The organism is Pseudomonas sp. Irchel s3f10, assembly GCF_900187515.1.
GTDB lineage: Bacteria > Pseudomonadota > Gammaproteobacteria > Pseudomonadales > Pseudomonadaceae > Aquipseudomonas > Aquipseudomonas tensinigenes.
In genome coordinates, this window is record NZ_FYDZ01000009.1 from 1 (window position 1) to 24283 (window position 24283).

The following is a 24283-nucleotide window of genomic DNA, read 5'->3' on the forward strand; positions in this document are numbered from 1 at the left end:
AGGGCCGTCGAAGACTACGACGTTGATAGGTTGGGTGTGTAAGCGCTGTGAGGCGTTGAGCTAACCAATACTAATTGCCCGTGAGGCTTGACCATATAACACCCAAGCAATTTGCGTCGAAAGGCCAGATTGCGGTGTGTGAAGACGAAACGAACCGAAAGTTCGACTGCACTTAAAAAAGCAGCACAAACACCGAAAGCTGTCACATACCCAATTTGCTGAAGCGAGGCCATCTGGCCACGATTCGGTACCCGAATTTCTTGACGACCATAGAGCGTTGGAACCACCTGATCCCATCCCGAACTCAGCAGTGAAACGATGCATCGCCGATGGTAGTGTGGGGTTTCCCCATGTGAGAGTAGGTCATCGTCAAGATTAAATTCCGAAACCCCAATTGCGAAAGCAGTTGGGGTTTTGTTTTGCCTGTGGAAAAGTTCTTACAGCGCATTGACCTGCCCCCCAACCGTCGCAAGAGATGCCATTGGGGAAATTCCTTCTGAGTGACCGGGCTGTTTTTGGTATGGTGCAGCTCGTTTTTTAACGGACTGATGTCATGCCCATGGATCGGCACTCATTTATGTTTATGTCAAAGAGTTGCTGTAGAAATGCCTGAGCCCATCCCGATCAAGGATCACGAAAAAGAGACGCGTCTGGTCAACAAACGGTTGATTGCCTGCGCCATGTTCGTCTTCGCCGTTAGCTGCGCCCTGGTCGTGCGCCTGTACATCCTGCAAGTGGTGGAATTCGACTACCACTCGACCATCTCTGAAAACAATCGTGTCCACGTCTTGCCGATCCCGCCGACACGCGGCTTGATCTACGATCGCAATGGTGTACTGCTCGCGGATAACCGTCCCAGTTTCAACCTGACCATCACCCGCGAACGCGCCACCGACGTCAATCAAGAACTGGACGAAGTCATCAATCTCCTGCACCTGCCTGCGGAAGATCGCACAGTCTTCGATAAAGCCATGAAGCAGTCCCGCCACCCGTTTACGCCGGTGACGCTGTTCTATGAGCTGACGGAAGAGCAAATTGCCGTACTGGCCGTCAACGAGTTCCGCCTCCCGGGCCTGGACGTCGAGCCGCAGTTCGTTCGCCATTACCCGCTCGGCGCCCACTTCGCCCACTCGATCGGTTACGTCGGCCGGATCAACGAAAAAGAATCCAAAACCCTCGACTCGGTGGAGTACCGTGGTACCCAATCGATTGGCAAAACCGGCATCGAACGTTTCTATGAAGCCCAGCTACACGGCCACGTTGGTTACGAAGAGGTGGAAACCAACGCCCAAGGACGCGTACTCCGAGTGCTCAAACATACCGACCCGGTCCCCGGCCAGAACATCGTCCTGAGCCTTGATATCAAGCTGCAGGAAGCCGCCGAAGCCGCGCTGGGTGATCGTCGTGGTTCCGTGGTAGCGCTCGATCCGTCGACCGGTGAAGTGTTGGCCATGGTCAGCAATCCGAGCTTCGACCCGAATTTGTTCGTCACCGGTATCAGCTCCAAGGAATACTCGGCACTGCGGGATTCGATCGACCGGCCGCTGTTCAACCGTGTACTGCGCGGACTTTACGCCCCGGGATCGACCATCAAGCCAGAAGTGGCCATCGCTGGCCTCGATGCCGGTGTGGTGACGCCGCAAACCCGCGTCTTCGACCCCGGTTATTACCAGCTCCCGGACTTCGATCACAAGTACCGCAACTGGAACCACAGCGGCGACGGCTGGGTGGACATGGACGCGGCGATCATGCGTTCCAACGATACCTACTTCTATGACCTGGCGCACAAACTCGGTATCGATCGCCTGCACGATTACATGGCGATGTTCGGCCTCGGCGAGAAAGTCTCTCTGGACATGTTCGAAGAGTCGCCCGGCCTGATGCCATCGCAAGCGTGGAAACGCGCGACTCGCCGGCAAGCCTGGTACCCGGGCGAAACGGTCATCCTCGGCATCGGCCAGGGCTACATGCAAGTCACGCCACTGCAACTGGCTCAGGCCACGGCATTGATCGCCAACAAAGGTGTATGGAACCGGCCGCACCTGGCCAAAACCGTCGATGGCGTCGCCCCGGTCGATGAGCATCCGATGCCGAACATCCTGCTCAAGGATCCGCGAGATTGGGAACAGGTCAATCACGGCATGCAGATGGTGATGCACGATGCCCGAGGCATTGCTCGTGCGGCCGCGGCCGGTGCGCAATACCGTATCGCTGGCAAGAGTGGTACGGCGCAGGTGGTGGCGATCAAGCAAGGCGAACGCTACAACCGCGAGAAAACCCTTGAGCGCCACCGCGATAACGCCTTGTTCGTTGGCTTTGCGCCGGCTGAGCATCCGAAGATTGCGATCTCGGTGATGATCGAGAACGGTGAGGCTGGTGGTCGTGTCGCCGGCCCTGTGGTGCGGCAGATCATGGATGCCTGGCTGCTGGATCAGGACGGTCATCTCAAGCCGCAATACGCGGCGCCGACCAAAGCGCCTGGAGACCCGCACGTCTAACGGTTCGCAGCCTCGGCTCTGCTGGTTGAGCCGAGGCTGTGAGTTGCCCTGCAAAGCCTATTTGCAGCGATAACCCTCGGGCATCGTGACGGTGTAGTTGCGCTGAACACGGTCCTCGAAGTTGAGGTTCTGCAGGCCTTGCTCCACTAGAAAGTCTTCGACCTTGGAGGATTGGCAGTCTTCGTTATAGGACGAAGCGCGAAGCAGGTAGACCGGGCGCTTACTGACTTCATCGCGTGCAGTGGCAACGAAGGTGCTGAGCGTGGTGTAACCTGTTCGCTCCGAGGTGCCTATCGGGCCGTAGGTTGTGTTCGGTTTACTCGTGCACGTCAGCCGATCGTCCTTTTTCTTGCTGCTCTTGCACACGGTAGAGGTGCTGGTCGGCACTTGCCCATACTCGGTGGCGGTATATCGGTAAGTCACCTGTCGGCTGCCGACATCGAGGCTGACGGTCATTTTTATCGGCGCATGGTTCTTCGGCAGACTGGCGTCGGTATAAACCTCTTGGAAGCCCCTGTCTTTCAGCGCATTAACCATGTCGCGAAGATAGTAACGGGCATTCAGCGCGTTTTCGTCACTGCCGCCTACTGACGTCACCAGCACAGTTGCCTTTCGATCAAAATGATAATCCGGATCAGGTGTGGCATTTAGCGCTACGTCCATTTGCGTGGCGCAGCCGCTGATCAACGCTGTCAGTAAAAACAGCGCGCAGAATAAAAACCGGGTCATGACAAAGTCGCCTTACAAACTAAGGATTGAATAAGAGTAAAACGCAGTGGACTGACGACAATTAACTCGCGCGGATGCGCAAGGTTCAGTCTTTCTGGTATTCCAGCAAATCGCCTGGCTGGCAATCGAGTGCTGCGCAGAGCTTGTCCAGGGTGGCCATTTTCACGCCCTTGACCTTGCCATTTTTCAGTAATGACAGGTTGGCCTCGGTGATGCCCAGCAGGCTGGCCAATTCTTTCGAGCGAATTTTTTGCGTGGCCATGACAACGTCAAGGCGGACGATAATGGTCATTGTATTGTTCTATATGTATTGGCTTTGCTCATCGCTGAGTACTTTTGCATCGCGCATGATAATTGAAAACAAACAGAGCAATACGCCTTTGACAATCTCGTAGGCAGAAGTGGAAGACAGGCCGACCGAGAACTGAAAAATACGATCCCCTGGCGGCATATCAATAGACAGGGCCAAACCTTGCAGGGTCTCTACCAGCGGGTAGGCGGCCGGTGAAATGATGCACAAAATCCCCACTCGCCATAACACCTTGATATTGCGCTCGGTCCAGGTTTCGCCGCGGGACAAGCGCAGGAAAAACAACCCGGTCAGCCAGAGCACGTAGGTCGAAAGAAGGACGGGCAGGAAATCCAGAACGACGAGCAGCGCAGTGACCAGTGGCGAGAGCCATGTGTCGGGGGCAAGCAGGGCACCTTCGACAAACGGGTCAAGTAATTGCGGCGAGTTTTCGGCGAAGGCGTAGAGCAGCGCCGCGAGCATTTCATCCGTTTTGAAGAACCAGATCGAAGCGTTGCCACCGACCTCGGTCACCCCCAAAACCCAGACAAGAATCGCTGCCAGTAGTCCGACCCAATGCATGCGCTGCAGTGCCAATCCGTTGTTACGAGTACTCATGAAAAATCCTTGCGGTGTCATTGGGAATGACTAATTCTCGATGTTAAATTATCGAATGGCAATAATAAATTGTTCTTGTTTTGTGAAGGGCACCGCTGGCATCGGGTGCAGGGGCGAAAGACTGAACCTCAGATCAAGCGTTTTGCGGGGGATTTCAATGTCGATAGGCTCTCGAATTCGAAACAAGTCGAGAGCAGAGGAGGGGCGCGATCCACTCGGTGGCCGCTGATATTGATGGTGGGGGCAGGGTCACTATGGCGAGGCGGCTGTCGCGCGATTGATTCTGGTGCGCGATGCCCAGCGGCTGGGATTTTCTCTCGACACCATACGGGGCGTATTCCTGGAGGACGGGAGTTGTTCGAAATCGTTGACCATCGAGCAAATCGATATCCGTATGGATGAGATACGCCAGATCGAGGCCAACCTGACGATGCAGCGGGAGGGTTTGTTGCGGCTACGGCATGTGCTGGAGGAAAGCTTGCGCAGTGGTGCACCTGTCGTGTGCGCGAGTGTGCAATGGACCGAGTCGTATCGGCCCGAGCAGAACATGATCACGCGCAACGCGTTGAACGGGCGTTGACCCACATTTGAAATGCGTTCCAATGTGAGAGCCTGCTCGCGAAGGATTCCTCAAAACCGTGGCAAAAAATCAGGCCCCAGGCACCGGGCAGCTCATGTCACCTTCTTCACACTTCAAATACTGTTTCAGCGCCTCGACCCGCACCTTGGTCACCCCGGTCAGACAACTGCTGTAAACCCACGGATAAACACTCCCGCCAGTTACCCCGGACGATGAAAACTTGCACTCGGCATCCCGAAACCCGAGCCACGCCCGCTGTGCACTGACCAATAGTTTCTTGCCATCCGGGTTGTCCTTCAAACGCCCGGTAATCTGCTGGTACACCGTGTTTAACTCCTTGTCCGCCGCTTTGAAGTCCCGACCGGCGCATTGATTCATCGTCGCCTGATCGCTGGCGTTCGCGCAGTCGACGGCGGCGTGGGCGAGGGGGGTGAACAGGAAGGGCGTGAGAGCCAGAAGCAGGCGTAGGGACATGGTCAAATCTCGCTGTATCGAAGTAAGTGCCGAGCAGTGTAGCGGCTGCGTCGCGCTTATTCCGGCGGGCGCATTCGGGAAGCCGCAAGCAAACGGTCGGCGGTCGCCGCAATCTCTTCAACGTCGTGCAGCTTTTCCAGCCAGTGTTCAGGAATCCCCCGCACGCCGTAATAGGCGCCGGCCAACTGTCCGGTAATCGCGGCGGTGGTATCGGCGTCATCGCCCAGGTTGGCCGCCCGCAAAATGGCCGCTTCGAAGCTGTCCGTGTGGTGAAAGCACCACAACGCCGCTTCCAGCGACTGCACGCTGTAGCCACTGCCTTTGATGTCTGCCTCGGACAGACCGAGGAAATCGCCACGCGCAATGGCGGCGACCTTGGGTTGCGAGAAGCTGGCGACAGGCAGCTGCCGCAGTTCTGCTTTGCTCGCGCCTTCAAGCGCTCTGGCGAGCAATCCCGCCAACAATTGGCAACTTTCGATGGCTTCCGGTGCTGCGTGGGTGGTTCGCGAACTGTCGGCGGCAAAGCTTTGGATTTGCCGGGCGTCGGGAAAGTAGAACAGCACCACCGGAGCCAGACGCATCAGTGAACCGTTGCCGGCACTGTACGGGTCGGTCGAGCCGGCGAAGGGATCAGCGGTTTGCTGATATTGCGCCAGCGCCTGACTGACGGTCATGCCGATATCGAAACATTCACCGGTCGAGCTGAGATAGCCCCATTGCCACCAGTTGAGGTAGCGGCCCATCTGATCGGCAGCATTGAAGCCATTCTTGTTCAGCAGGCTTTCTGCCAGACACAGGGCCATCGAGGTGTCATCGGTCCACTGCCCTGGCTTGAGGTGGAACGGGCCACCGCCGACCATATCGGTCAACGGTTGGAATGATCCCCGTGGTTTGAACTCAACCGTAGTACCGACAGCGTCGCCGCATGCCAGACCAAGCAGGGCACCGCGGTAACGTTCGGCGAGGGATGGCGGCATGATTCGTCCTTGTTGATTCAAATTCGTTGGAAAAGGTAACAGTTTCGTTGGGCGAAGGGTGCCTGGATCCATCACAGTACCGGTCAGAAAACTGCAGCTTGATGTTTCCTTGCTGATGAATGACTGCACCGCTCTGATACAACTTCACAGTGGACATGTGGTCATAGAGGCCTAGTGTTCAGAACAGGAGGTGACGTATGAAACCAGTACCCAATAGTTTCGAACGCAAAATCACGCTCAAGGCTTCGCGTTCGCATGTCTGGCGTGCATTGGTCGATGCCGAGGCGTTTGGCCAGTGGTTTGGTGTGGCGCTGGAGGGCAGGCGGTTTATTGCTGGTGAATGGACGCAAGGGCAGGTCACCTATCCGGGTTATGAACATGTGTTGTGGAACGTGTTGATCGAGCGGGTCGAGCCGCAGCAACTGTTTTCGTTCCGCTGGCATCCGTATGCAGTCAATCCGAAGATTGACTATTCCCAAGAGCCGACCACGCTGGTCAAGTTCGAGCTACAGGATTATGAGGACGGCACACTGCTCAAGGTTTCCGAGTCAGGTTTCGCGCATATTCCCGACGTTCGCCAGAAAGAGGCCTATTTCATGGACAGCCGTGGCTGGGAGGAGCAGTTGAGCCGGCTTGAGCAGTTTCTTGCCGAGAGCGCCAAGGCCCGCGAGCGTGACGGTGGCTGATATTTTCGAACCTTGGCTGAAACGCTGGGCACTGGTGCCGGACGGCGCGCCGATCATCACGCCCGGCAACCGTCTGCTGCCGGTACGCGTGAACGACAGGCCGGCCATGCTCAAGGTTGCGCTGGACATCGACGAGAAGCACGGCAATCGATTGATGACCTGGTGGGAGGGTGACGGCGCTGCGCAAGTGTTGGCGCACCACGAGGATGGCCTGTTGATGGAGCGTGCCATGGGCCGTCGCTCGCTGATGCACATGGCGCTGAATGGCGAAGACGACGAGGCAAGCCGGATTCTCTGTCCGGCGCTGTCGCGATTGCATGCGCCACGTCCGACACAGCCACCGCCGCTGGTGGAGTTGGGGCCATGGTTTGCGTCGCTGCGCATCGCAGCGGCCCAACATGGCGGCCTCTATACCCTGAGCCTGCAAACCGCCGAAGCCCTGCTCGCCGATCCACAGGATGTCGTAGTGCTGCACGGCGACATGCATCACGACAATGTGCTGGATTTCGAGTCGCGCGGCTGGCTGGCAATTGATCCGAAAAGGGTCAGGGGCGAGCGCGGTTTTGACTACGCCAACCTGATTTGCAACCCGGACTTGCCGACGGCCACCGATCCCCAACGCTTTCGTCGGCAGCTGGCTGTGATTGTCGAGGCTGCCGGACTGGATCGGCGGAGGCTGCTGCAATGGGTGCTGGCGTTTGCCGGTTTGTCCGCTGCGTGGTTTCTGGAGGATGATGCGCTGGAACAAGCCTCAGGGCAGCTGAAAGTCGCGCAGATCGCCGCTTCAATGCTCGATGCCTGACAGGGCTAAGGGTTTTCGGAAGGGTTGCTATGGCGAATGTCTTACACGCATTGGTAGCTTTTACGACTATTGCCGATTGGATCCACTGCGTAATCTACACACATCAACTGAGACACAGGGAGTGTTTCAGGATCAGGGATGATCGACCATTTGCAAGGATTGCTGCCGACAGGGAGTCGATAATGGTCTTGGGAAAAACCCGCTTCGGCGGGTTTTTTTTCGTCTGCATGTAGGAGCAGCCGCAGGCTGCGATCTTTTGATCTTGCTTAAAAAAGCCAAAGTCAAAAGATCGCAGCCTGCGACAGCTCCTACATTGGTTTGTGCGTTATGAGGCGATCAACTGGCGCAAGACGTAATGCAAAATCCCGCCCGACTTGAAGTACTCCACCTCATTCAACGTATCGATGCGGCATAACACTTCGATTTTCTCCTGCTTGCCATCCTCACGGGTAATCACCAACGGCAAGTTCATTCGCGGTGTCAGCTCGACGCCGGTCAGCCCCTGGATTTCAAAGGTTTCCTTGCCGGTGAGGTTGAGGCTCTTGCGGTTCTGATCAAGCTTGAACTGCAGCGGCAACACGCCCATGCCGACCAGATTGGAACGGTGAATCCGTTCGAAGCTTTCCGCGATCACCGCTTTCACGCCCAGCAGATTGGTGCCCTTGGCCGCCCAGTCACGGCTGGAACCGGTGCCGTATTCTTGCCCGGCAATCACCACCAGCGGCGTGCCCGAAGCCTGGTACTTCATCGCCGCATCATAGATCGCCAGTTTCTCCCCGGTCGGCATGTAGATCGTGTTGCCACCTTCTTCACCACCGAGCATTTCATTGCGGATGCGGATATTGGCGAAGGTGCCGCGCATCATCACTTCATGATTGCCGCGACGTGAGCCGTAAGAGTTGAAGTCCCGTGGCTCCACGCCTTTTTCGCGCAGATAACGCCCGGCCGGGCTGTCAGCCTTGATGTTGCCTGCAGGGGAGATGTGGTCGGTGGTGACCGAATCGCCGAGCAGGGCCAACACCCGCGCACCTTTGACATCCTTGATTTCCGGCAGCGGCCCGGAAATATCGTCGAAGAACGGTGGATGCTGGATGTAGGTCGAATCGTCCTGCCACACGTAAGTCGCCGCTTGCGGCACCTCGATGGCCTGCCATTGTTCATCACCGGCAAACACTTCGGCGTATTCCTTGTGGAACATTGCCGTGCTGACCTGATTCACCGCATCAGCGATCTCTTTACTCGATGGCCAGATGTCGCGCAGGTACACCGGATTGCCTTGCTGATCTTCGCCCAACGGTTCGCTGCTGATGTCGCTGCGCACGCTGCCGGCCAAGGCATAGGCGACCACCAGTGGCGGCGAGGCCAGCCAGTTGGTTTTCACCAACGGATGCACGCGGCCTTCGAAGTTGCGGTTGCCGGAGAGCACGGATGCCACGGTGAGATCGGCTTTCTGGATAGCTTTCTCGATCGGCTCGGGCAGCGGTCCCGAGTTGCCGATGCAGGTGGTGCAGCCATAACCGACCAGGGAAAAGCCGAGCTGATCGAGATATTGCGTCAGCCCCGCAGCCTTGTAATAGTCGGTGACCACTTTTGAACCCGGTGCCAGCGAACTCTTCACCCACGGTTTGCGGGTCAGGCCTTTCTCAACAGCTTTTTTTGCCAGCAGCCCGGCAGCCATCATCACGCTCGGGTTGGAGGTGTTGGTGCAGGAAGTGATCGCGGCGATGACCACGGCGCCGTTTTTCAGGCGATAGGTGCGGCCTTCGTACTCGTATTCGGCTTCGCCGACCAGATCGGCGTTGCCCACCGCGACCCCACCACCGCCCTCGCTTTCCAGACGTCCTTCTTCCTTGCTGGTGGGTTTGAATTGCAGATCGATGAAGTCGCTGAAGGCTTGCGGTACGTTCGGCAGTGACACACGATCCTGCGGGCGTTTCGGTCCGGCCAGACTCGCTTCGACGCTGCCCATGTCCAGTGCGAGGCTATCGGTGAATTCCGGCTCCTGACCGGGCAGGCGCCACAGTCCTTGCGCTTTGGTGTACGCCTCGACCAGTTTCACCACTTCCGGTGGCCGGCCGGAGAGGCGCAAGTATTCCAGGGTCACGTCATCAACTGGGAAGAAGCCGCACGTCGCGCCATATTCCGGGGCCATGTTGGCGATGGTCGCACGGTCGGCCAGTGGCAGATCAGCGAGGCCGTCACCGTAGAACTCGACGAATTTGCCGACCACGCCTTTCTTGCGCAGCATTTGCGTGACGGTCAGCACCAGGTCGGTGGCGGTGATGCCTTCCTTGAGTTTGCCGGTCAGTTTGAAACCGATCACTTCCGGAATCAGCATCGACACCGGTTGCCCGAGCATTGCCGCTTCGGCTTCGATCCCGCCGACGCCCCAGCCGAGTACGCCGAGGCCGTTGATCATCGTTGTGTGCGAATCGGTACCGACCAGCGTGTCGGGGAACGCATAGGTGCGGCCGTCCTCATCCTTGGTCCACACGGTGCGGCCGAGGTATTCGAGGTTGACCTGGTGGCAGATCCCGGTGCCCGGTGGCACCACGCTGAAATTGTCGAAGGCGCTCTGGCCCCAACGGAGGAAGGCATAACGTTCGCCGTTGCGCTGCATTTCGATGTCGACGTTCTGCTCGAACGCGCTCGCGGTGGCGAACTTGTCGACCATCACCGAGTGGTCGATCACCAGGTCCACCGGCGACAACGGATTGATTCGCTGTGGATCGCCACCAGCCTTGGCCATCGCCGCGCGCATGGCGGCGAGGTCGACCACGGCGGGCACGCCGGTAAAGTCTTGCATCAATACCCGGGCCGGGCGGTACTGGATTTCGCGGTCGGAGCGGCGCTCCTTGAGCCACGCAGCAAGCGCCTTGAGATCGGCGCCGGTGACAGTTTTTTCATCTTCCCAGCGCAGCAGATTTTCCAGCAAAACTTTCAGCGACATGGGCAGCTTGTCGAGATCGCCCAGGCTTTTGGCGGCATTCGGCAAGCTGAAATAGTGGTAGGTCTTGTCGTCGATTTGCAGTGTTTTAAGGGTCTTCAGACTATCGAGGGACGGCATTACGATCACTCCTTTGAATCCGCACGGCTACGGATTGAGGGGACGGGCAGAGCTATCAACGTAGCCCTGTTTTCATTAGCTGGCTAATAACTGGACTCTATGGGCAAGTCCAAGGTTCCGACATCGGCTATCATGCGCCGGTTTTCGTGACAGGCTTTGCTTCAGCGCAAGGCCTGAGCATCGCGCAGCGGCCGAATGATCGCCCGCTGCCCAGGAGTAAGAATGAACACCCTATTCATGCATTGCCGGCCAGGCTTCGAAGGCGAAGTCTGTTCGGAGATTTCCGACCTCGCCGCGCAACTCAACGTGGCCGGCTACGCCAAGGCCAAAGCGGCCACCGCCTGCGCCGAGTTTGTCTGCACCGAAGAAGACGGCGCCGAACGCCTGATGCGCGGCCAGCGTTTCGCCGAGCTGATCTTCCCGCGCCAATGGGCGCGCGGGGTTTTCATCGATCTGCCGGAAACTGATCGCATTAGCGTGATCCTCGCGCACATGGCCGAATTCCCGGTGTGCGGCAGCCTGTGGCTGGAAGTCGTTGATACCAATGACGGCAAAGAGCTGTCGAACTTCTGCAAGAAATTCGAAGGCCCGTTGCGCAAGGCGCTGACCGGCGCCGGCAAACTGCTGGATGATGCGAGCAAGCCGCGTCTGCTGCTGACCTTCAAGAGCGGTCGTGAAGTGTTTCTGGGTATGGCCGATGCCGGCAACTCGGCGATGTGGCCGATGGGCATTCCACGCCTGAAGTTCCCGCGTGAGGCGCCGAGCCGTTCGACGCTGAAGCTGGAAGAGGCGTGGCACCACTTCATTCCGCGTGATCAGTGGGAAGATCGTCTGCACAGCGACATGACTGGCGTTGACCTCGGCGCCGCGCCGGGCGGCTGGACCTGGCAACTGGTCAACCGCGGCATGCTGGTGACCGCCATCGACAACGGCCCGATGGCTGAAAGCCTGATGGACACTGGCTTGGTGCAGCATTTGATGGCCGACGGTTTTACCTTTAAGCCTAAGCAGCCGGTGGACTGGATGGTCTGCGACATCGTCGAGAAGCCGGCGCGTAACGCCGCGATGCTCGAAGAGTGGATCGGCGAGGGGCATTGCCGCGAGGCGGTGGTCAACCTGAAATTGCCGATGAAGCAGCGTTACGCCGAGGTGAAGCGTTTGCTCGAACGTATCGCCGATGGTTTCAAGGCGCGCGGGATCAAGGTCGATATCGGCTGCAAACAGCTGTATCACGACCGCGAAGAAGTGACCTGCCACTTGCGTCGGCATGACATCAAGAAACCAAAATCCCGCTGACACACTGCAAAACCCTGTGGGAGCTGCCGCAGGCTGCGATCTTTTGATCTTGAAAAGCAAAGATCGCAGCCTTCGGCAGCTCCTACAGGGGGGGTGTAACGCCACAGATGACCGAATACCCGGCAATGCGCGACAATGCCGGCCAGTTTCAGGAGTGAATCATGAGTGAAATGATCGATACCCCGGTCGACGGTACCCTCGACGCCACCGGCCTCAATTGCCCGGAACCGGTGATGATGCTGCACCAGCACATCCGTGACCTGGCGCCCGGCGGCCTGCTCAAGGTGATCGCCACCGATCCATCGACCAAACGCGATATCCCCAAATTCTGCGTGTTTCTCGACCATGAACTGGTGAGCCAGCACGAAGAGGCCGGTACTTACCTGTACTGGATCCGTAAGAAACACGCCTGAATCCCAGGCGAACGCAAAACCAAATGTGGGAGCGAGCCTGCTCGCGAAAGCGGTATCTCAGTCACTGTTGATGGCGACTGACACACCGCATTCGCCAGCAGGCTGGCTCCCACATTTTTTCGTCCCGGTTTAAAGGACTTAGCCTGCCGAGCGACTGATCCGAATACGCTTGCGCGCACTACGCGTCAAACGGATCGACAGCATCAACGCCGCACAGCTCAAACCAACGATCAGACCCTGCCACAAGCCGCTCGGGCCGCGTGGCTCGCCGAGCCAGTCGGTCAGGCCGAGGGCGTAACCCACCGGCAAACCAATCCCCCAATAGGCGAACAGGGTCAGGATCATCGTCACCCGAGTGTCCTGATAACCACGCAGTGCGCCGGCAGCGGTGACCTGGATCGCGTCGGAAAACTGGAACAGCGCCGAGTACACAATCAGCATCGCCGCAATGTGAATCACTGTTGGGTCGGCGGTGTAGATCGCCGCAATCGGCTCGCGCAGCAACAGCATCATGCTCGCCGACAGACAGGCGTAGGCCAGCGCGGTGCCCATACCGACGCCAGCGGCAAACCGCGCCTCACGCGGTTCTTCGCGGCCCAACGCCTGACCGACACGCACGGTCACCGCCATACCCAATGAGTACGGAATCATGAACACCAGCGAACTGACGTTCAGCGCAATCTGGTGCCCGGCCACCACGGTAGCGCCGAGGCTGCCGATCAACAGCGCGATCACGGCGAAAATGCTCGACTCGGCAAACACCGCGATGCCGATCGGCAGACCAATCCCCAGCAGACGCTTGATCACTGTCCATTGCGGCCAGTCGAAACGGCTGAAAATCTCGCTCGAACGATAGGCAGGCGCCCAGCGCTCATAACCGGCCAGACCCAGCGCCATCACCCACATCACGATCGCCGTGGCCCAGCCGCAGCCAACGCCGCCCATGGCCGGCACACCGAAGTGGCCATAGATGAAGACGTAGTTCAGCGGAATGTTCAGCGCCAGACCGCACAGGCCCAACACCATTGCCGGACGCGTGCGACCGATGCCGTCACTGGTGCAGCGCAGCACGTGATAGAACGCCACCGCCGGCAGACCGCTGGCGATGCCGTGCAGGTATTGCATGCACGGGCCGATCAGCTCGGGATCGACCTTCATCAGGTGCAACACCGGTTCGGCGGCGACCAGCATCGCTGTCGCGATCAGCCCGACTACCAGCGCCAGCCACAACGCCTGACGCACGAGCGGGCCGATTTCGCTGTGAGTGCCAGCGCCAAAACGCTGGGCGACTTTCGGCGTAGTTGCCAGCAGCGTGCCGGTCATCAGCAGAAACACCGGCACCCAGATCGAGTTGCCCAGCGCCACGGCCGCCAGATCCTTGGGCCCGACGCGGCCAGCCATCACCGCATCGACGAAGCCCATGGCCGTGGTCGCCAGTTGCGCGATGATGATCGGCAACGCCAGGGCGAGCAGGTTCTTGAACTCCAGGCGAATACGCGCGGGGCGGGTGAGGGAAACAGCGACAGGTTGATCAGTTACAGAATTCACGGGCAAAGCGTCCACAGGTGTTGATGCGCAGGGCGCCGCATTCTACGCCGCTGACGCCTTGGTCAGGAAAAATCCTCTGTTGCGGATTTGTAAGCGCAAAGCCTGCTGGCCCGGCGACCGATCTGCACCTAAACTGCCGATCCGCCTAAGGAGCCCGCCATGCTGATTGTTGCCGACGAAAATATCCCGCTGCTCGATGCCTTTTTTGCCGGTTTCGGCGAGATCCGCCGGGTCCCGGGCCGTTCCATCGACCGTGCGACGGTCGAGCAGGCCGACGTGTTGCTCGTACGTTCGGTGACCAACGTCAATCGTGCGTTGCTCGAGGGCAGCAAGGTGCGCTTTGTCGGCACCTGCACCATTGGCACTGATCATCTGGATCTCGACTACTTCAATGAGGCCGGCATCACTTGGTCGAGTGCGCCTGGCTGTAATGCCCGGGGCGTGGTCGATTACGTGCTGGGCAGTCTGATGACGCTTGCCGAAATCGAAGGCGTCGATCTGACTCAGCGGACCTACGGTGTCGTCGGCGCCGGTGAGGTGGGAGGGCGCCTGATCAAGGTTCTGAAGGGCCTGGGCTGGAACGTCAAAGTCTGCGATCCGCCGCGTCAGTCTGCCGAAGGCGGCGATTACGTCAGCCTGGAGCAGATCATCGAGCAGTGCGATGTGATCAGTCTGCACACGCCATTGACCCGCAGCGGTGACGGCGCGACCTGGCATTTGTTCGATCAGCAGCGTTTGCAGCAACTCAAACCCGGCGCTTGGTTGATCAACGCAGCGCGTGGTCCGGTTGTGGATAACGCCGCGTTGCGCAAAGTGCTACTGGAGCGTGAAGACCTGCAGGCCGTTCTCGACGTCTGGGAAGCCGAGCCTGAGGTTGACGCGGCGCTGGCCGAACTCTGCGTGCTGGCCACGCCACACATTGCCGGTTACAGCCTTGATGGCAAACAGCGCGGAACGGCGCAGATATATCAGGCCTATTGCGAGTTCAGCGGTCAGCCGTCCAGCATCCAGCTCAGTGACTTGCTACCGGCGCCGTGGTTGTCGCAAGTGACCTTGCATGGCGACAGCAATCCGGCCTGGGCGCTGGCGATGTTGTGCCGTGGTGTCTACGACCCACGCCGTGATGACGCGGATTTTCGCCGCAGCCTTGTAGGCAATGTCGGCGAGCAGCGAGCGGCGTTCGACGTGTTGCGCAAGCAGTATCCGGTGCGGCGCGAGATTGAAGGGCTGAAGGTGCGGATTGAAGGGGAGTCGCCGGCTTTGGCGAAGATCGTGGCGGCGCTGGGGGCGGTGACGGTCTAGAAACCGGGTCGGCCATTTCGCGAGCAGGCTCGCTCCCACATGGATCTGTGATTCACTGAAGATCCCCAGTGGGAGCGAGCCTGCTCGCGAAGGCCGCGCCACAAATTCCTGATCTGCAGACAGAAAAAACCCGGCCAAAGGGGCCGGGTCATGAAGACGGTGGCTATATCACTCTTGTTCGGCAGGCTTGACCAATCGCTTCTCCAGCTCACTGCAGGCTTGCTGGATCATTTCTTCAGTGATCGGTACTTCGCGCCCATCCTTATCCAGTATCGAGCAACCCAGAGATTGGCCGGGCTTGGTGCGGATCACTTCAATTTTGTCTTCGCTGCTGTGTTGCAAGGACATGGCCTGTCTCCTCATCAGGTTGTGCGCCTAGGGTAAAACCGCCACGTGACCGGGCTGTGACAAACTCCTGCGGTCTGTCAGTGGAGGCATCTCCACTCAAACAGAAACGACCGCTCGTCTCAACCGGGACTTTAGACCAATAGTAACTATGGCCTAGTCTTTGGGGGCATATTTAACCTGACTCATTGTGATTTACAGAGTTCCGCCCCAAGAAGGTTTAGGCTAGCCCTTTCACCAACACGGATGTGTACCTGAATGACCCCGAAGCTTTCTTCACGACACCGTCGGGCCCTGCGTCTGACCAGTCGATTTCTGGCCCCTTACCGCTGGCAAGTCATCGCTGCGCTGCTGGCGTTGATCGTCACCGCCGCCGTCACGTTGTCGATGGGGCAGGGGATCAAACTGTTGGTCGACCGCGGCTTCATGACTCAGTCGCCGCATCAGCTCAACCAGAGTATCGGCATCTTCATGCTGATGGTGCTGGGTTTGGCGGTGGGCACGTTTGCTCGGTTCTACTGGGTGTCGTGGATCGGCGAGCGTTGCGTGGCCGACATTCGCCGTGAGGTCTTCAACCATCTGGTCTATCTGCACCCCGGCTTCTATGAGAACAATCGCAGTTCGGAGATTCAGTCGCGGCTGACGGCCGACACGACACTCCTGCAGTCGGTAATCGGCTCGTCGCTGTCGATGTTCCTGCGCAACCTGCTGATGGTCATTGGTGGTGTCATTCTGTTGTTCGTGACCAACGCGAAACTCACCAGCATCGTGGTAATTGCCTTGCCGTTCGTGGTGGCACCGATTCTGATTTTCGGCCGGCGCGTGCGCAATCTGTCGCGGTTGAGCCAGGATCGGGTCGCCGATATCGGTAGCTACGTTTCCGAAACCCTCGGCCAGATCAAAACCGTGCAGGCCTACAACCATCAGGTGCAGGATGAGCGGCGTTTTGCGACAACGGTTGAGGACGCCTTCGACACTGCGCGCAAACGCATCTTTCAGCGTTCGTGGATGATCACCATGGTGATCGTACTGGTGCTCGGTGCGGTGGCGGTGATGTTGTGGGTCGGCGGCATGGACGTGATCGCCGGGCGCATCACCGGTGGCGAACTGGCCGCGTTTGTCTTTTACAGTCTGATCGTCGGCAGTGCGATTGGCACGTTGAGTGAGGTGATTGGCGAACTGCAGCGCGCGGCCGGGGCCGCCGAACGAATCGCTGAGCTGTTGGGTTCGGAAAATATCATCCAGCCGCCCGCCACCGGGCTTGTGACCCTGCCAGAGCGCGTGCGCGGCGAATTGCAATTTCAGGACGTGCGTTTTTCCTACCCTTCGCGTCCGGAAAGCTACGCCGTCAACGGTTTGAATCTGGCCATCCGGGCCGGTGAGACGCTGGCGCTGGTTGGGCCATCCGGCGCCGGCAAGTCCACGGTGTACGATTTGCTATTGCGCTTTTATGACCCCGTGGAAGGGCGGATCCTGATTGATGGTGTGCCGCTGACCAGTCTCGACCCGCTGGACCTGCGTCGTCACTTCGCTTTGGTATCACAGTCGCCGGCGCTGTTTTTCGGTAGCGTTGAAGAAAACATTCGTTACGGCAACCCGGGGGCGACGCTGGAGCAAGTCAAGGACGCGGCAAAAATTGCTCACGCCCACGACTTCATCGAGAAAATGCCCAACGGTTACCAGACCCATCTCGGCGATGGTGGCCTTGGTCTTTCCGGCGGCCAGCGCCAACGTCTGGCGATCGCAAGGGCATTGCTGGTCGACGCACCGATCCTGCTGCTGGACGAAGCCACCAGCGCCCTCGATGCGCAGAGTGAACACCTGATTCAGGAAGCCTTGCCGAGTCTGATGCAGAACCGCACTACGCTGGTGATCGCGCATCGACTGGCCACGGTGAAAAACGCTGACCGGATTGCGGTGATGGATCAGGGCAAGCTTGTGGCCATTGGTACTCATCAGGAGCTGATTGCCAGCAATCCGCTGTATGCGCGGTTGGCGGCGTTGCAGTTTAATGATGGAAAAGTAACGGTTGATCAAGTCTGATGGACACTGCTCGTATCGGGCATTATGGCGGCCTGTTTGGAATGCCTGGATGAGGACATGAGCCGTTACCAACCGCCGTTGACCCTAACCACACGAATGATTGCGTTGATCGCCGAAATCAGCGAGCAAATCGGTCAGCTTTCGGCTGGGGGCGACAGTCGGCAGACGCCTCATCTGCGCCGAGGCAATCGTATCCGTACGATTCAGGCCTCTTTAGCAATCGAAAACAATACATTGAGCGTCGAGCAGGTAACCGCAGTGCTCGCCGGGCAACGGGTTTTAGGTTTGCCCAAGGAAATTCAAGAAGTGCGCAATGCATTTACAGCGTATGAAACCATGCTGCAATGGCAGCCTGACAACAGGGCTGACCTGCTTCAAGCGCATGAGTTGTTGATGCATGGGCTGATTGATGAGTGCGGGCACTTTCGTCGAGCAGGTGTGGGGATTTATCGCGGAGCGCAACTGGTTCATATGGCGCCGCCTCCGAGCCGCATATCACCGCTGATGGATGACTTGCTGGCATGGCTTGTGCGCTCTGAATGGCATCCGCTGATCATCAGTTGCGTATTCCATTATGAGTTTGAGTTCATCCATCCGTTTGCTGATGGAAACGGGCGAATGGGACGGCTGTGGCAAACATTGATATTGAGCCAATGGCGCCCGGTCCTGGCGTATTTGCCGGTCGAAGCGGTTATTCGAGAGGAGCAGGATGCCTATTACTCTGCCTTGTCTGCTTCTGATCAGCAGGGAGAGTCAACGCCTTTTGTCGAGTACATGCTGCATGCGCTAAATGTTTCGTTGCGTGAAGCCATCGCTAATGAGTCAGCAAGCGACCTAGTAACCGACTCAGTAACCGACCTAGTAGCGAGATTATTGTTAACGCTGGGGGCCCGTTCTCTGAGGATCAGTGATCTGATGGCAGAGATGAGCCTGGTCCACAAGGCTACGTTCAGATCCAACTATCTCAAGCCGGCCTTAACCGCTGGAATGATCGAAATGACCGATCCTCAATCACCCAAGAATCCAACCCAGAAATATCGGCTTACTCAACTTGGCAAAATGATGATTAAAAAGTTGAAGTGTTAATTTGGCAGCCGACAGCTCAATAAAAATGCCCGTATCGCGAGATACGGGCATTTTTCGTTATCCGGCCTTAAGCGCTGGATTACTGATCATCAAAATACCGCTCATGCCAATCCACCAGCGGCTGTGGCGAGTTGAGCTTCTGGCCGTAGATCACCGAGTACGACAGCACGTTCTGCACGTACTGACGGGTCTCGTCGAACGGAATGCTTTCCACCCAGACGTCGAAGCTCAGATGATCAGCGCCGCGCAGCCATTGGCGCACACGACCGGGGCCGGCGTTGTAGGCGGCGGAGGCGAGGACGCGGTTGCCGTTGAACTGGCTATGCACCTGACTCAGGTAAGCGGCGCCGAGCTGGATGTTCTTGTCCGGATCGAGTACCTGCTGCGGCGAGGCCAGCGGGATGCTGAACTTGCGCGCGGTTTCCTTGGCGGTGCCGGGCATCAATTGCATCAGGCCACTGGCGCCAACGCCGGAGCGCGCGTCGTCCATGAAGGCACTTTCCTGGCGGGTAATGGCGAACACCCAGCTCGAATGCAGACCACGTACCTTGGCTTCACGCACGAGGGTTTCGCGGTGGGCCATCGGGAAGCGGATATCCAGATCGTCCCAGTATTGCGCCTGACTGATGGTGCGGATCGCCGGGAAGTACCATTTCAGGTCGTAAGCCAGTTTCGCTTGGGCAACCATCTCATCGCGGTTGAAATGGCGGCTGACGTGATACCACTCGCGGCGACCGTCGACGATCTGCCCGCGGGCGTGGAATTCCAGCGCGCGGCGTACGCCCGGGGTGTTGCGCACCTTGTTGATCAGCGCCTGGCTGAGGACCAACGGCTTGTTGTTCAGCGAGTACGGCGATTGCGAGCGGTCGGCGGCGAGGAAGCCGTAGAAGTCACGTTCCCGGGCGAGGCCTTTGTACAGCGTCTGTGCTTCCGGGTTTTGCGGCTGGGCCAGTTCCAGACTGCGCGCCTGCCAGTAGCGCCAGCGGTTGGTGGTGGCCAGATCCTGCGGCAGACGGCGGGTCAACTGATACGCATCGTCCCAACGGGCCAGACGCAACAGCAAGCGCAGGCGCCATTCTGAAACGGTGTTGTCGCGCAGCTCCGGGTCGTATTTGGTCATCACGTCCAGCGCGCGGCTGTCGAAACGACGGGCGAGGGTCAAGCCGATTTCCCGGGCGATCGCGACTTTTTCATCGCGAGAGAAATGCATGCTGCTGGCGTAACCGTCGAGCAACGCCATGGCCTTGTCCGGGTCCTGACGGGCGAGGCGACGCAGGCCGAGGCTGACCACGTCGGACATCGGCTCATCGGCCGGGGTGAAGCGCGAAGGCTGATTCAGCAACTCCGGTTTCTGTGCCACATCCACCAGCAGACGACCGCGTGGGGCGAGGGTGGTCAGGCCGTTGACCAGACTGTTGGCCAGTGGATAGTTGCGCGTCTGAGCGGCGAGTTTGGTGCGCTCCCAGCGTTTCTGTTCGGTGAGCTGACCGTCGGCGGCCCAGATACCGAACAGCGCGTCGCATGCAGCGGGTTGCGATTTGCCGGTCAGCCAGAGCTTGTCGGCGTTGGCATAGCCTTCGGCTTTCTTATTGTGGGTGATCTGGTATTGCGCATTGAGGCAATCCAGCTCGGTGAAGTTGAGTTTCGGGTCGTAATACTTGACGAAGGTCGCCCAGTCGCCACGGTCGGCGAGCCAGCGCAACCAGCGCAGTTTCATCCAGTTGGCCTGGGGCAGGTCACCGTGCTCGGCGAGAAACTTCTCGATCTCGGCGTTGCTCGCGGTCTTCAGGCGCGCGGTCAGTTCGTCGTAGGCCAGGTACGGTTCCAGCGGGTAATCGGCCAACGCCTGGCTGTAACGGAAATACGGGCCGGTATCACCCTTGGCCAAGGCGCGCTTGGCTTCATCGTAATACTGGCGTTGGGTGGACAGGTCCACCGCCTGGGCGGATTGAGCGGCAGCGGCGGTAAGTAGCAAACAGGACAAAACACTGAAAAGGCGACTGCGCATGAGACATCCGGGCAGAGAAATCATGACAAGTGCCGACACGAATCAGCACTGAATTGTCTGTAGCTTAGCCTTTTGCCAGCAAGCGGCGAAAGCTTTGCGGGCCTCGCAGCACAAGTTCGCAACAAATGTTGTGCAGAGTGCTTCGACAGACAAATTGCCGGCCTGCTGAAGCCCTAACTCAGGTAGAATGCGCGCCCGGTTTTTGGAGAAGCTCATGACCCTGCTCAAATTCAGCGATGTGTCCCTTGCGTTCGGCGCTATGCCGTTGTTGGACAAGGTGTCCTGGCAGATCGCCCGTGGTGAGCGGGTGTGCATCATCGGTCGCAACGGCACTGGCAAGTCCAGCATGATGAAACTGGTCAAGGGCGACCAGAAGCCCGATGAAGGCTCGGTGTGGCGTGCCCCCGGTCTGAAAATCGGCGAATTGCCGCAAGAATTGCCAGTGGCCGACGATCGGACGGTGTTCGACGTGGTCGCTGAAGGCCTTGATGGCGTGGGTGCGTTGCTCGCCGAGTACCATCACCTTGCGCAGAACTGCGTCACTGAAGAAGACCTGAACAAGCTGATGCACGTTCAGCAAGACCTCGAAGCCCGTGATGGCTGGCGCTTGCAGACTCTGGTCGAAAGCACCTTGAGCCGTCTGCAACTGCCGGCCGACAAGACCCTCGCCCAGTTGTCCGGCGGCTGGCGTCGTCGCGTGCTGCTGGCACAGGCGCTGGTGTCCGAGCCGGATCTGCTGCTGCTCGACGAACCGACCAACCACCTGGACATCGGTGCGATTGCCTGGCTTGAAGAAGCGTTGAAAGATTTCCAGGGCGCCGTGCTGTTCATCACGCACGATCGTTCCTTCCTGCAAAACCTCGCCACGCGCATCCTCGAACTGGATCGCGGCGGCCTGATCGACTGGAACGGCGACTACGCCAGCTTCCTCGTTCACAAAGAAGCCGCGCTGGCCGCTGAAGAGACCGCTAACGCGCTGTTCGACAAGAAACTGGCCCAGGAAGAAGTCTGGATCCGCCAAGGCATCAAGGCGCGCCGCACCCGCAACGAAGGCCGCGTCCGCGCCCTGAAAGCGTTGCGCGTCGAGCGTAGCGAGCGTCGTGAACGCACCGGCAAGGCTAACATTCAGCTGGACACTGCCGACAAGTCCGGCAAGCAGGTGATGGTCCTCGAGAACGTGAGTTTCGCTCACCCGGGCGGCCCGCTCCTGATCAAGGATTTCTCGATGGTGCTGACGCGCGGCGACCGTATCGGTCTGCTCGGCGCCAACGGTACCGGCAAGACCACCCTGCTGAAGCTGATGCTCAGCGGTCTGCAACCGACCAGCGGCAAAGTGGAAGAGGGCACGCGGATCGACGTGGCGTACTTCGACCAACTGCGTCATCAGCTGGATCTGGAAAAAACCGTGATCGATAACGTCGCCGAAGGTCGCGACTTCATCGATATCGACGGCCAGAGCCGTCACGTGCTGAGCTACCTCGGCGACTTCCTGTTCAGCCCGCAGCGTGCCCGCACGCCGGTCAAGGCGCTGTCGGGTGGTGAGCGTGCACGTCTGTTGCTGGCCAAACTGTTCAGCAAGCCGGCTAACCTGCTAGTGCTCGACGAACCGACCAACGACCTCGACGTGGAAACCCTCGAGCTGCTCGAAGAAGTGCTGCTGACCTTCAACGGCACCGTGCTGATGGTCAGCCACGACCGGGCATTCCTCGACAACGTGGTCACCAGCACGCTGGTCTTCGAAGGTGAAGGCAAGGTGCGTGAATACGTCGGCGGCTATCAGGACTGGATCCGTCAGGGCGGTTCGCCGCGTCTGTTGGGCGTGACTGAAAGCAAATCGGGCAAGGCTGACCTGAATTCGGCGGTGGTTACTGCAGAGCCCGCAGTGGCTGCAGCGCCTGCGGCAGCTGCTCCGGCGGCGAAGAAAAAGCTGAGCTACAAACTGCAGCGTGAGCTGGAAGCGTTGCCGGGCGATATCGACGCCAAGGAACAGCAGATCGCCGCAGTGGAGGCCGAGATGGCTGAAGGCGGTTTCTATCAGCGTCCACCGGCTGAAACAGCCAAGGTGATTGCTTCGCTGGAGCAGTTGCAGGCTGAGCTGGATGCGTTGATGGAACGTTGGGCCGAGCTGGATGCCTGATTGATCGGGATGTGAAAAAGCCCGGCGTTCAGTGATGAACGCCGGGCTTTTCATATGTAAACGCATTTTCCTTGTAGGAGTGAGCCTGCTCGCGATAGCGGATTAGCATTCAACGAATTCGTCGACTGTCAGAACGCTATCGCGAGCAGACTCACTTCTACATGGAGCGGTGTTTCAACGTTTGACCAGGTGGACGGCGAGGACGTCGCATGGCGCGCCGTGCAGCACGTCATTCGCGGTCGAGCCGAGCAGCAGCGCCAGACCATGTCGACCATGACTGCCGACCACGATCAGATCGCACGCTTGTTCCTTGGCGAAATGATGGATTTCCTGGCGTGGCTGGCCATAGGTCAGGTGGCAATTGGCACCTTCAAGCTCAGTGTACTTTTGTTTCAAACGCTCAAGTCGTTCCTTGGCCTGATCGAACTGCTGTTGTTGCAGTTGTGACAGATCCATCGGTACGTCGCCGCCGAACGCCATGGCCATAGGTTCGACGATATGCACCAGCGAAAGCTTGGCGCCATTGCTCACCGATAGCTCGCGGGCGCGGTGAATCACAGGGTCGCACTCTTCGGTCAGATCTACGGCGACCAGGATGTGGTGGTAGGGCATGAGGTGCTCCTCGTGAGGGTTCAATATTGTTAAGTATGGCTGGTTTCAAGCGCATTGGTTCCAAAGTGACACAATGCGCTGACCAAGAATTGGGAATAGAGATATGACGGTCTGGTTGGTGGTGTCAATCCTGCTGGTGGTTTTAAGTCCGCTGGCGTGGTTGCGCCCATCGCGCGCGCAAAGCGGTCGCATCGCCCTGCGCATGGAGGCGCGCCGCATCGGTCTGGCCATGCAACTGGCGCCTCAGGAATGGCCGCACTGGCTGGCGCAGGAACCGCCGAACCCGTGCGCGCAGTATCATCGACCGCGCCGTGGCAAGTCGCCTGCCTGCTGGACTTACTGGCAGAAAGCGCCGGGGGTGTGGGTCAATCAGTGGCAGGAAGTCTGCGAAGATCGGGCGCTGCTTAATCATTTCGAAAAATTGCCGGGCAACGTTTTCAAAGTCGAGGCAGACAAGCAGATGATCGCCTTGTATTGGGGCGAGAAGGGCGACGCCACGGTTTTGCTGGATATCGATGCCACCCTGAAAGCACTGGCATGACGCGCGGACTTTTCCCACTGCAACGGTGTGGAAGGTCCGGCAGACGCGCAATAAAAAGCCCGACATGATTCATCGGGCTGGGGTGGCCAGGCAGGCCGGAAATCTTTTTGATGCTTAGTCAGTCAGCGCATTTCCCTGTCGTCCACCCAGCGTAGCCCTTTAAACAAGGGCTGCTGCGAATTAGGGCGACTTTTCTAACTATTGATTCTATGAATGGCTTCACATGCAGACG

At 58.6% G+C, this 24283-nt stretch carries 21 protein-coding genes and 2 rRNA genes; 13 read left to right on the forward strand and 10 right to left on the reverse strand.

What is annotated here, in order from left to right:
• The 3 genes from CKW17_RS19065 to mrdA all read left to right on the forward strand — a co-directional run.
• Positions 1-95: ribosomal RNA gene (locus CKW17_RS19065) — 23S ribosomal RNA — on the forward strand; the annotation flags it as partial.
• A gap of 164 nt (positions 96-259) precedes the next feature.
• Positions 260-375 (forward strand): 5S ribosomal RNA (gene rrf / locus CKW17_RS19070).
• Positions 376-605: 230 nt separating this feature from the next.
• The gene (mrdA, locus tag CKW17_RS19075) at positions 606-2498 is read left to right on the forward strand and encodes a penicillin-binding protein 2 (RefSeq protein ID WP_095121026.1); all 1893 of its coding nucleotides are present in this window, start codon (positions 606-608) and stop codon (positions 2496-2498) included.
• Between the two features lie 57 nt (positions 2499-2555).
• Here mrdA and CKW17_RS19080 read toward each other — a convergent pair whose 3' ends face one another.
• From CKW17_RS19080 to CKW17_RS19090, 3 genes are all read right to left on the reverse strand, one after another.
• Positions 2556-3227 (reverse strand): hypothetical protein, encoded by a 672-nt coding sequence (locus tag CKW17_RS19080; protein WP_095121027.1) that lies wholly within the window; start codon positions 3225-3227, stop codon positions 2556-2558.
• Between the two features lie 85 nt (positions 3228-3312).
• Positions 3313-3519 carry a helix-turn-helix transcriptional regulator gene (locus tag CKW17_RS19085; RefSeq protein ID WP_007910409.1) on the reverse strand — a complete coding sequence of 69 codons (207 nt, stop codon included), beginning with the start codon at positions 3517-3519 and terminating at the stop codon, positions 3313-3315.
• 9 nt (positions 3520-3528) lie between these two features.
• The gene (locus CKW17_RS19090; RefSeq protein ID WP_095121028.1) at positions 3529-4134 is read right to left on the reverse strand and encodes a hypothetical protein; all 606 of its coding nucleotides are present in this window, start codon (positions 4132-4134) and stop codon (positions 3529-3531) included.
• Between the two features lie 277 nt (positions 4135-4411).
• On the opposite strand from CKW17_RS19090, the gene CKW17_RS19095 reads away from it, so the two are divergent.
• Complete coding sequence (locus CKW17_RS19095; RefSeq protein ID WP_256586262.1) at positions 4412-4714, forward strand: MerR family DNA-binding protein; 303 nt, start codon at positions 4412-4414, stop codon at positions 4712-4714.
• A 69-nt stretch (positions 4715-4783) separates the two neighbouring features.
• Here the strand turns inward: CKW17_RS19095 and CKW17_RS19100 are convergent, their stop codons facing one another.
• Entirely contained in the window at positions 4784-5188 is a 405-nt protein-coding gene (locus tag CKW17_RS19100) for a lysozyme inhibitor LprI family protein (RefSeq protein ID WP_095121029.1), read from the reverse strand.
• A 56-nt stretch (positions 5189-5244) separates the two neighbouring features.
• Entirely contained in the window at positions 5245-6165 is a 921-nt protein-coding gene (locus tag CKW17_RS19105; RefSeq protein WP_095121030.1) for an ADP-ribosylglycohydrolase family protein, read from the reverse strand.
• 197 nt (positions 6166-6362) lie between these two features.
• On the opposite strand from CKW17_RS19105, the gene CKW17_RS19110 reads away from it, so the two are divergent.
• Together CKW17_RS19110 and CKW17_RS19115 are read left to right on the forward strand one after the other, a co-directional pair.
• Positions 6363-6851: an SRPBCC family protein gene (locus tag CKW17_RS19110; protein ID WP_095121031.1), complete on the forward strand. Its 489-nt coding sequence runs from the start codon at positions 6363-6365 to the stop codon at positions 6849-6851.
• Positions 6838-7653, forward strand: a complete 816-nt coding sequence (locus CKW17_RS19115) for an aminoglycoside phosphotransferase family protein (RefSeq protein WP_095121032.1) — start codon at positions 6838-6840, stop codon at positions 7651-7653. Before CKW17_RS19110 ends, CKW17_RS19115 begins: the two co-directional genes overlap by 14 nt.
• Positions 7654-7978: 325 nt before the next feature.
• On the opposite strand, the gene acnA is transcribed toward CKW17_RS19115, so the two are convergent.
• A complete protein-coding gene (gene acnA, locus CKW17_RS19125) occupies positions 7979-10720 on the reverse strand; it encodes an aconitate hydratase AcnA (RefSeq protein WP_095121034.1) in 2742 nt (913 codons plus the stop codon).
• Positions 10721-10942: 222 nt separating this feature from the next.
• On the opposite strand from acnA, the gene rlmM reads away from it, so the two are divergent.
• Positions 10943-12016: a 23S rRNA (cytidine(2498)-2'-O)-methyltransferase RlmM gene (rlmM, locus tag CKW17_RS19130; RefSeq protein ID WP_095121035.1), complete on the forward strand. Its 1074-nt coding sequence runs from the start codon at positions 10943-10945 to the stop codon at positions 12014-12016.
• Positions 12017-12177: 161 nt separating this feature from the next.
• Entirely contained in the window at positions 12178-12429 is a 252-nt protein-coding gene (gene tusA, locus CKW17_RS19135; protein ID WP_038369409.1) for a sulfurtransferase TusA, read from the forward strand.
• Between the two features lie 138 nt (positions 12430-12567).
• Here tusA and CKW17_RS19140 read toward each other — a convergent pair whose 3' ends face one another.
• Positions 12568-13977, reverse strand: a complete 1410-nt coding sequence (locus CKW17_RS19140; RefSeq protein ID WP_095121036.1) for an MATE family efflux transporter — start codon at positions 13975-13977, stop codon at positions 12568-12570.
• Positions 13978-14136: 159 nt separating this feature from the next.
• Here CKW17_RS19140 and pdxB point away from each other — a divergent pair, with 159 nt between their 5' ends.
• Positions 14137-15279, forward strand: a complete 1143-nt coding sequence (pdxB, locus tag CKW17_RS19145; protein ID WP_095121037.1) for a 4-phosphoerythronate dehydrogenase PdxB — start codon at positions 14137-14139, stop codon at positions 15277-15279.
• A 168-nt stretch (positions 15280-15447) separates the two neighbouring features.
• Here pdxB and CKW17_RS19150 read toward each other — a convergent pair whose 3' ends face one another.
• The gene (locus CKW17_RS19150) at positions 15448-15627 is read right to left on the reverse strand and encodes a PA1571 family protein (protein ID WP_038369402.1); all 180 of its coding nucleotides are present in this window, start codon (positions 15625-15627) and stop codon (positions 15448-15450) included.
• A 255-nt stretch (positions 15628-15882) separates the two neighbouring features.
• Between CKW17_RS19150 and CKW17_RS19155 the strand changes: the two genes are divergently transcribed.
• Together CKW17_RS19155 and CKW17_RS19160 are read left to right on the forward strand one after the other, a co-directional pair.
• Entirely contained in the window at positions 15883-17667 is a 1785-nt protein-coding gene (locus tag CKW17_RS19155; RefSeq protein ID WP_095121038.1) for an ABC transporter transmembrane domain-containing protein, read from the forward strand.
• A gap of 57 nt (positions 17668-17724) precedes the next feature.
• Positions 17725-18753: a Fic family protein gene (locus CKW17_RS19160; RefSeq protein WP_095121039.1), complete on the forward strand. Its 1029-nt coding sequence runs from the start codon at positions 17725-17727 to the stop codon at positions 18751-18753.
• 79 nt (positions 18754-18832) lie between these two features.
• Here CKW17_RS19160 and CKW17_RS19165 read toward each other — a convergent pair whose 3' ends face one another.
• Positions 18833-20761, reverse strand: coding sequence for a transglycosylase SLT domain-containing protein (locus CKW17_RS19165; RefSeq protein WP_095121040.1), 1929 nt, complete (start codon positions 20759-20761; stop codon positions 18833-18835).
• Between the two features lie 214 nt (positions 20762-20975).
• Here CKW17_RS19165 and CKW17_RS19170 point away from each other — a divergent pair, with 214 nt between their 5' ends.
• The gene (locus tag CKW17_RS19170) at positions 20976-22898 is read left to right on the forward strand and encodes an ATP-binding cassette domain-containing protein (protein WP_095121041.1); all 1923 of its coding nucleotides are present in this window, start codon (positions 20976-20978) and stop codon (positions 22896-22898) included.
• 174 nt (positions 22899-23072) lie between these two features.
• Here CKW17_RS19170 and CKW17_RS19175 read toward each other — a convergent pair whose 3' ends face one another.
• Complete coding sequence (locus CKW17_RS19175) at positions 23073-23510, reverse strand: universal stress protein (RefSeq protein WP_095121042.1); 438 nt, start codon at positions 23508-23510, stop codon at positions 23073-23075.
• A gap of 103 nt (positions 23511-23613) precedes the next feature.
• On the opposite strand from CKW17_RS19175, the gene CKW17_RS19180 reads away from it, so the two are divergent.
• The gene (locus CKW17_RS19180) at positions 23614-24051 is read left to right on the forward strand and encodes a hypothetical protein (RefSeq protein WP_095121043.1); all 438 of its coding nucleotides are present in this window, start codon (positions 23614-23616) and stop codon (positions 24049-24051) included.
• Positions 24052-24283: the final 232 nt, after the last annotated feature.

Excerpts from the sequence above, each read along its gene's own strand:
- mrdA (WP_095121026.1), top strand. The coding sequence starts at position 606 with ATGCCTGAGCCCATCCCGATCAAGGATCACGAAAAAGAGACGCGTCTG.
- CKW17_RS19080 (WP_095121027.1), bottom strand. The coding sequence starts at position 3,227 with ATGACCCGGTTTTTATTCTGCGCGCTGTTTTTACTGACAGCGTTGATC.
- CKW17_RS19085 (WP_007910409.1), bottom strand. The coding sequence starts at position 3,519 with ATGACCATTATCGTCCGCCTTGACGTTGTCATGGCCACGCAAAAAATT.
- CKW17_RS19090 (WP_095121028.1), bottom strand. The coding sequence starts at position 4,134 with ATGAGTACTCGTAACAACGGATTGGCACTGCAGCGCATGCATTGGGTC.
- CKW17_RS19100 (WP_095121029.1), bottom strand. The coding sequence starts at position 5,188 with ATGTCCCTACGCCTGCTTCTGGCTCTCACGCCCTTCCTGTTCACCCCC.
- CKW17_RS19105 (WP_095121030.1), bottom strand. The coding sequence starts at position 6,165 with ATGCCGCCATCCCTCGCCGAACGTTACCGCGGTGCCCTGCTTGGTCTG.
- CKW17_RS19110 (WP_095121031.1), top strand. The coding sequence starts at position 6,363 with ATGAAACCAGTACCCAATAGTTTCGAACGCAAAATCACGCTCAAGGCT.
- acnA (WP_095121034.1), bottom strand. The coding sequence starts at position 10,720 with ATGCCGTCCCTCGATAGTCTGAAGACCCTTAAAACACTGCAAATCGAC.
- rlmM (WP_095121035.1), top strand. The coding sequence starts at position 10,943 with ATGAACACCCTATTCATGCATTGCCGGCCAGGCTTCGAAGGCGAAGTC.
- tusA (WP_038369409.1), top strand. The coding sequence starts at position 12,178 with ATGAGTGAAATGATCGATACCCCGGTCGACGGTACCCTCGACGCCACC.
- pdxB (WP_095121037.1), top strand. The coding sequence starts at position 14,137 with ATGCTGATTGTTGCCGACGAAAATATCCCGCTGCTCGATGCCTTTTTT.
- CKW17_RS19150 (WP_038369402.1), bottom strand. The coding sequence starts at position 15,627 with ATGTCCTTGCAACACAGCAGCGAAGACAAAATTGAAGTGATCCGCACC.
- CKW17_RS19155 (WP_095121038.1), top strand. The coding sequence starts at position 15,883 with ATGACCCCGAAGCTTTCTTCACGACACCGTCGGGCCCTGCGTCTGACC.
- CKW17_RS19160 (WP_095121039.1), top strand. The coding sequence starts at position 17,725 with ATGAGCCGTTACCAACCGCCGTTGACCCTAACCACACGAATGATTGCG.
- CKW17_RS19165 (WP_095121040.1), bottom strand. The coding sequence starts at position 20,761 with ATGCGCAGTCGCCTTTTCAGTGTTTTGTCCTGTTTGCTACTTACCGCC.
- CKW17_RS19170 (WP_095121041.1), top strand. The coding sequence starts at position 20,976 with ATGACCCTGCTCAAATTCAGCGATGTGTCCCTTGCGTTCGGCGCTATG.
- CKW17_RS19175 (WP_095121042.1), bottom strand. The coding sequence starts at position 23,510 with ATGCCCTACCACCACATCCTGGTCGCCGTAGATCTGACCGAAGAGTGC.
- CKW17_RS19180 (WP_095121043.1), top strand. The coding sequence starts at position 23,614 with ATGACGGTCTGGTTGGTGGTGTCAATCCTGCTGGTGGTTTTAAGTCCG.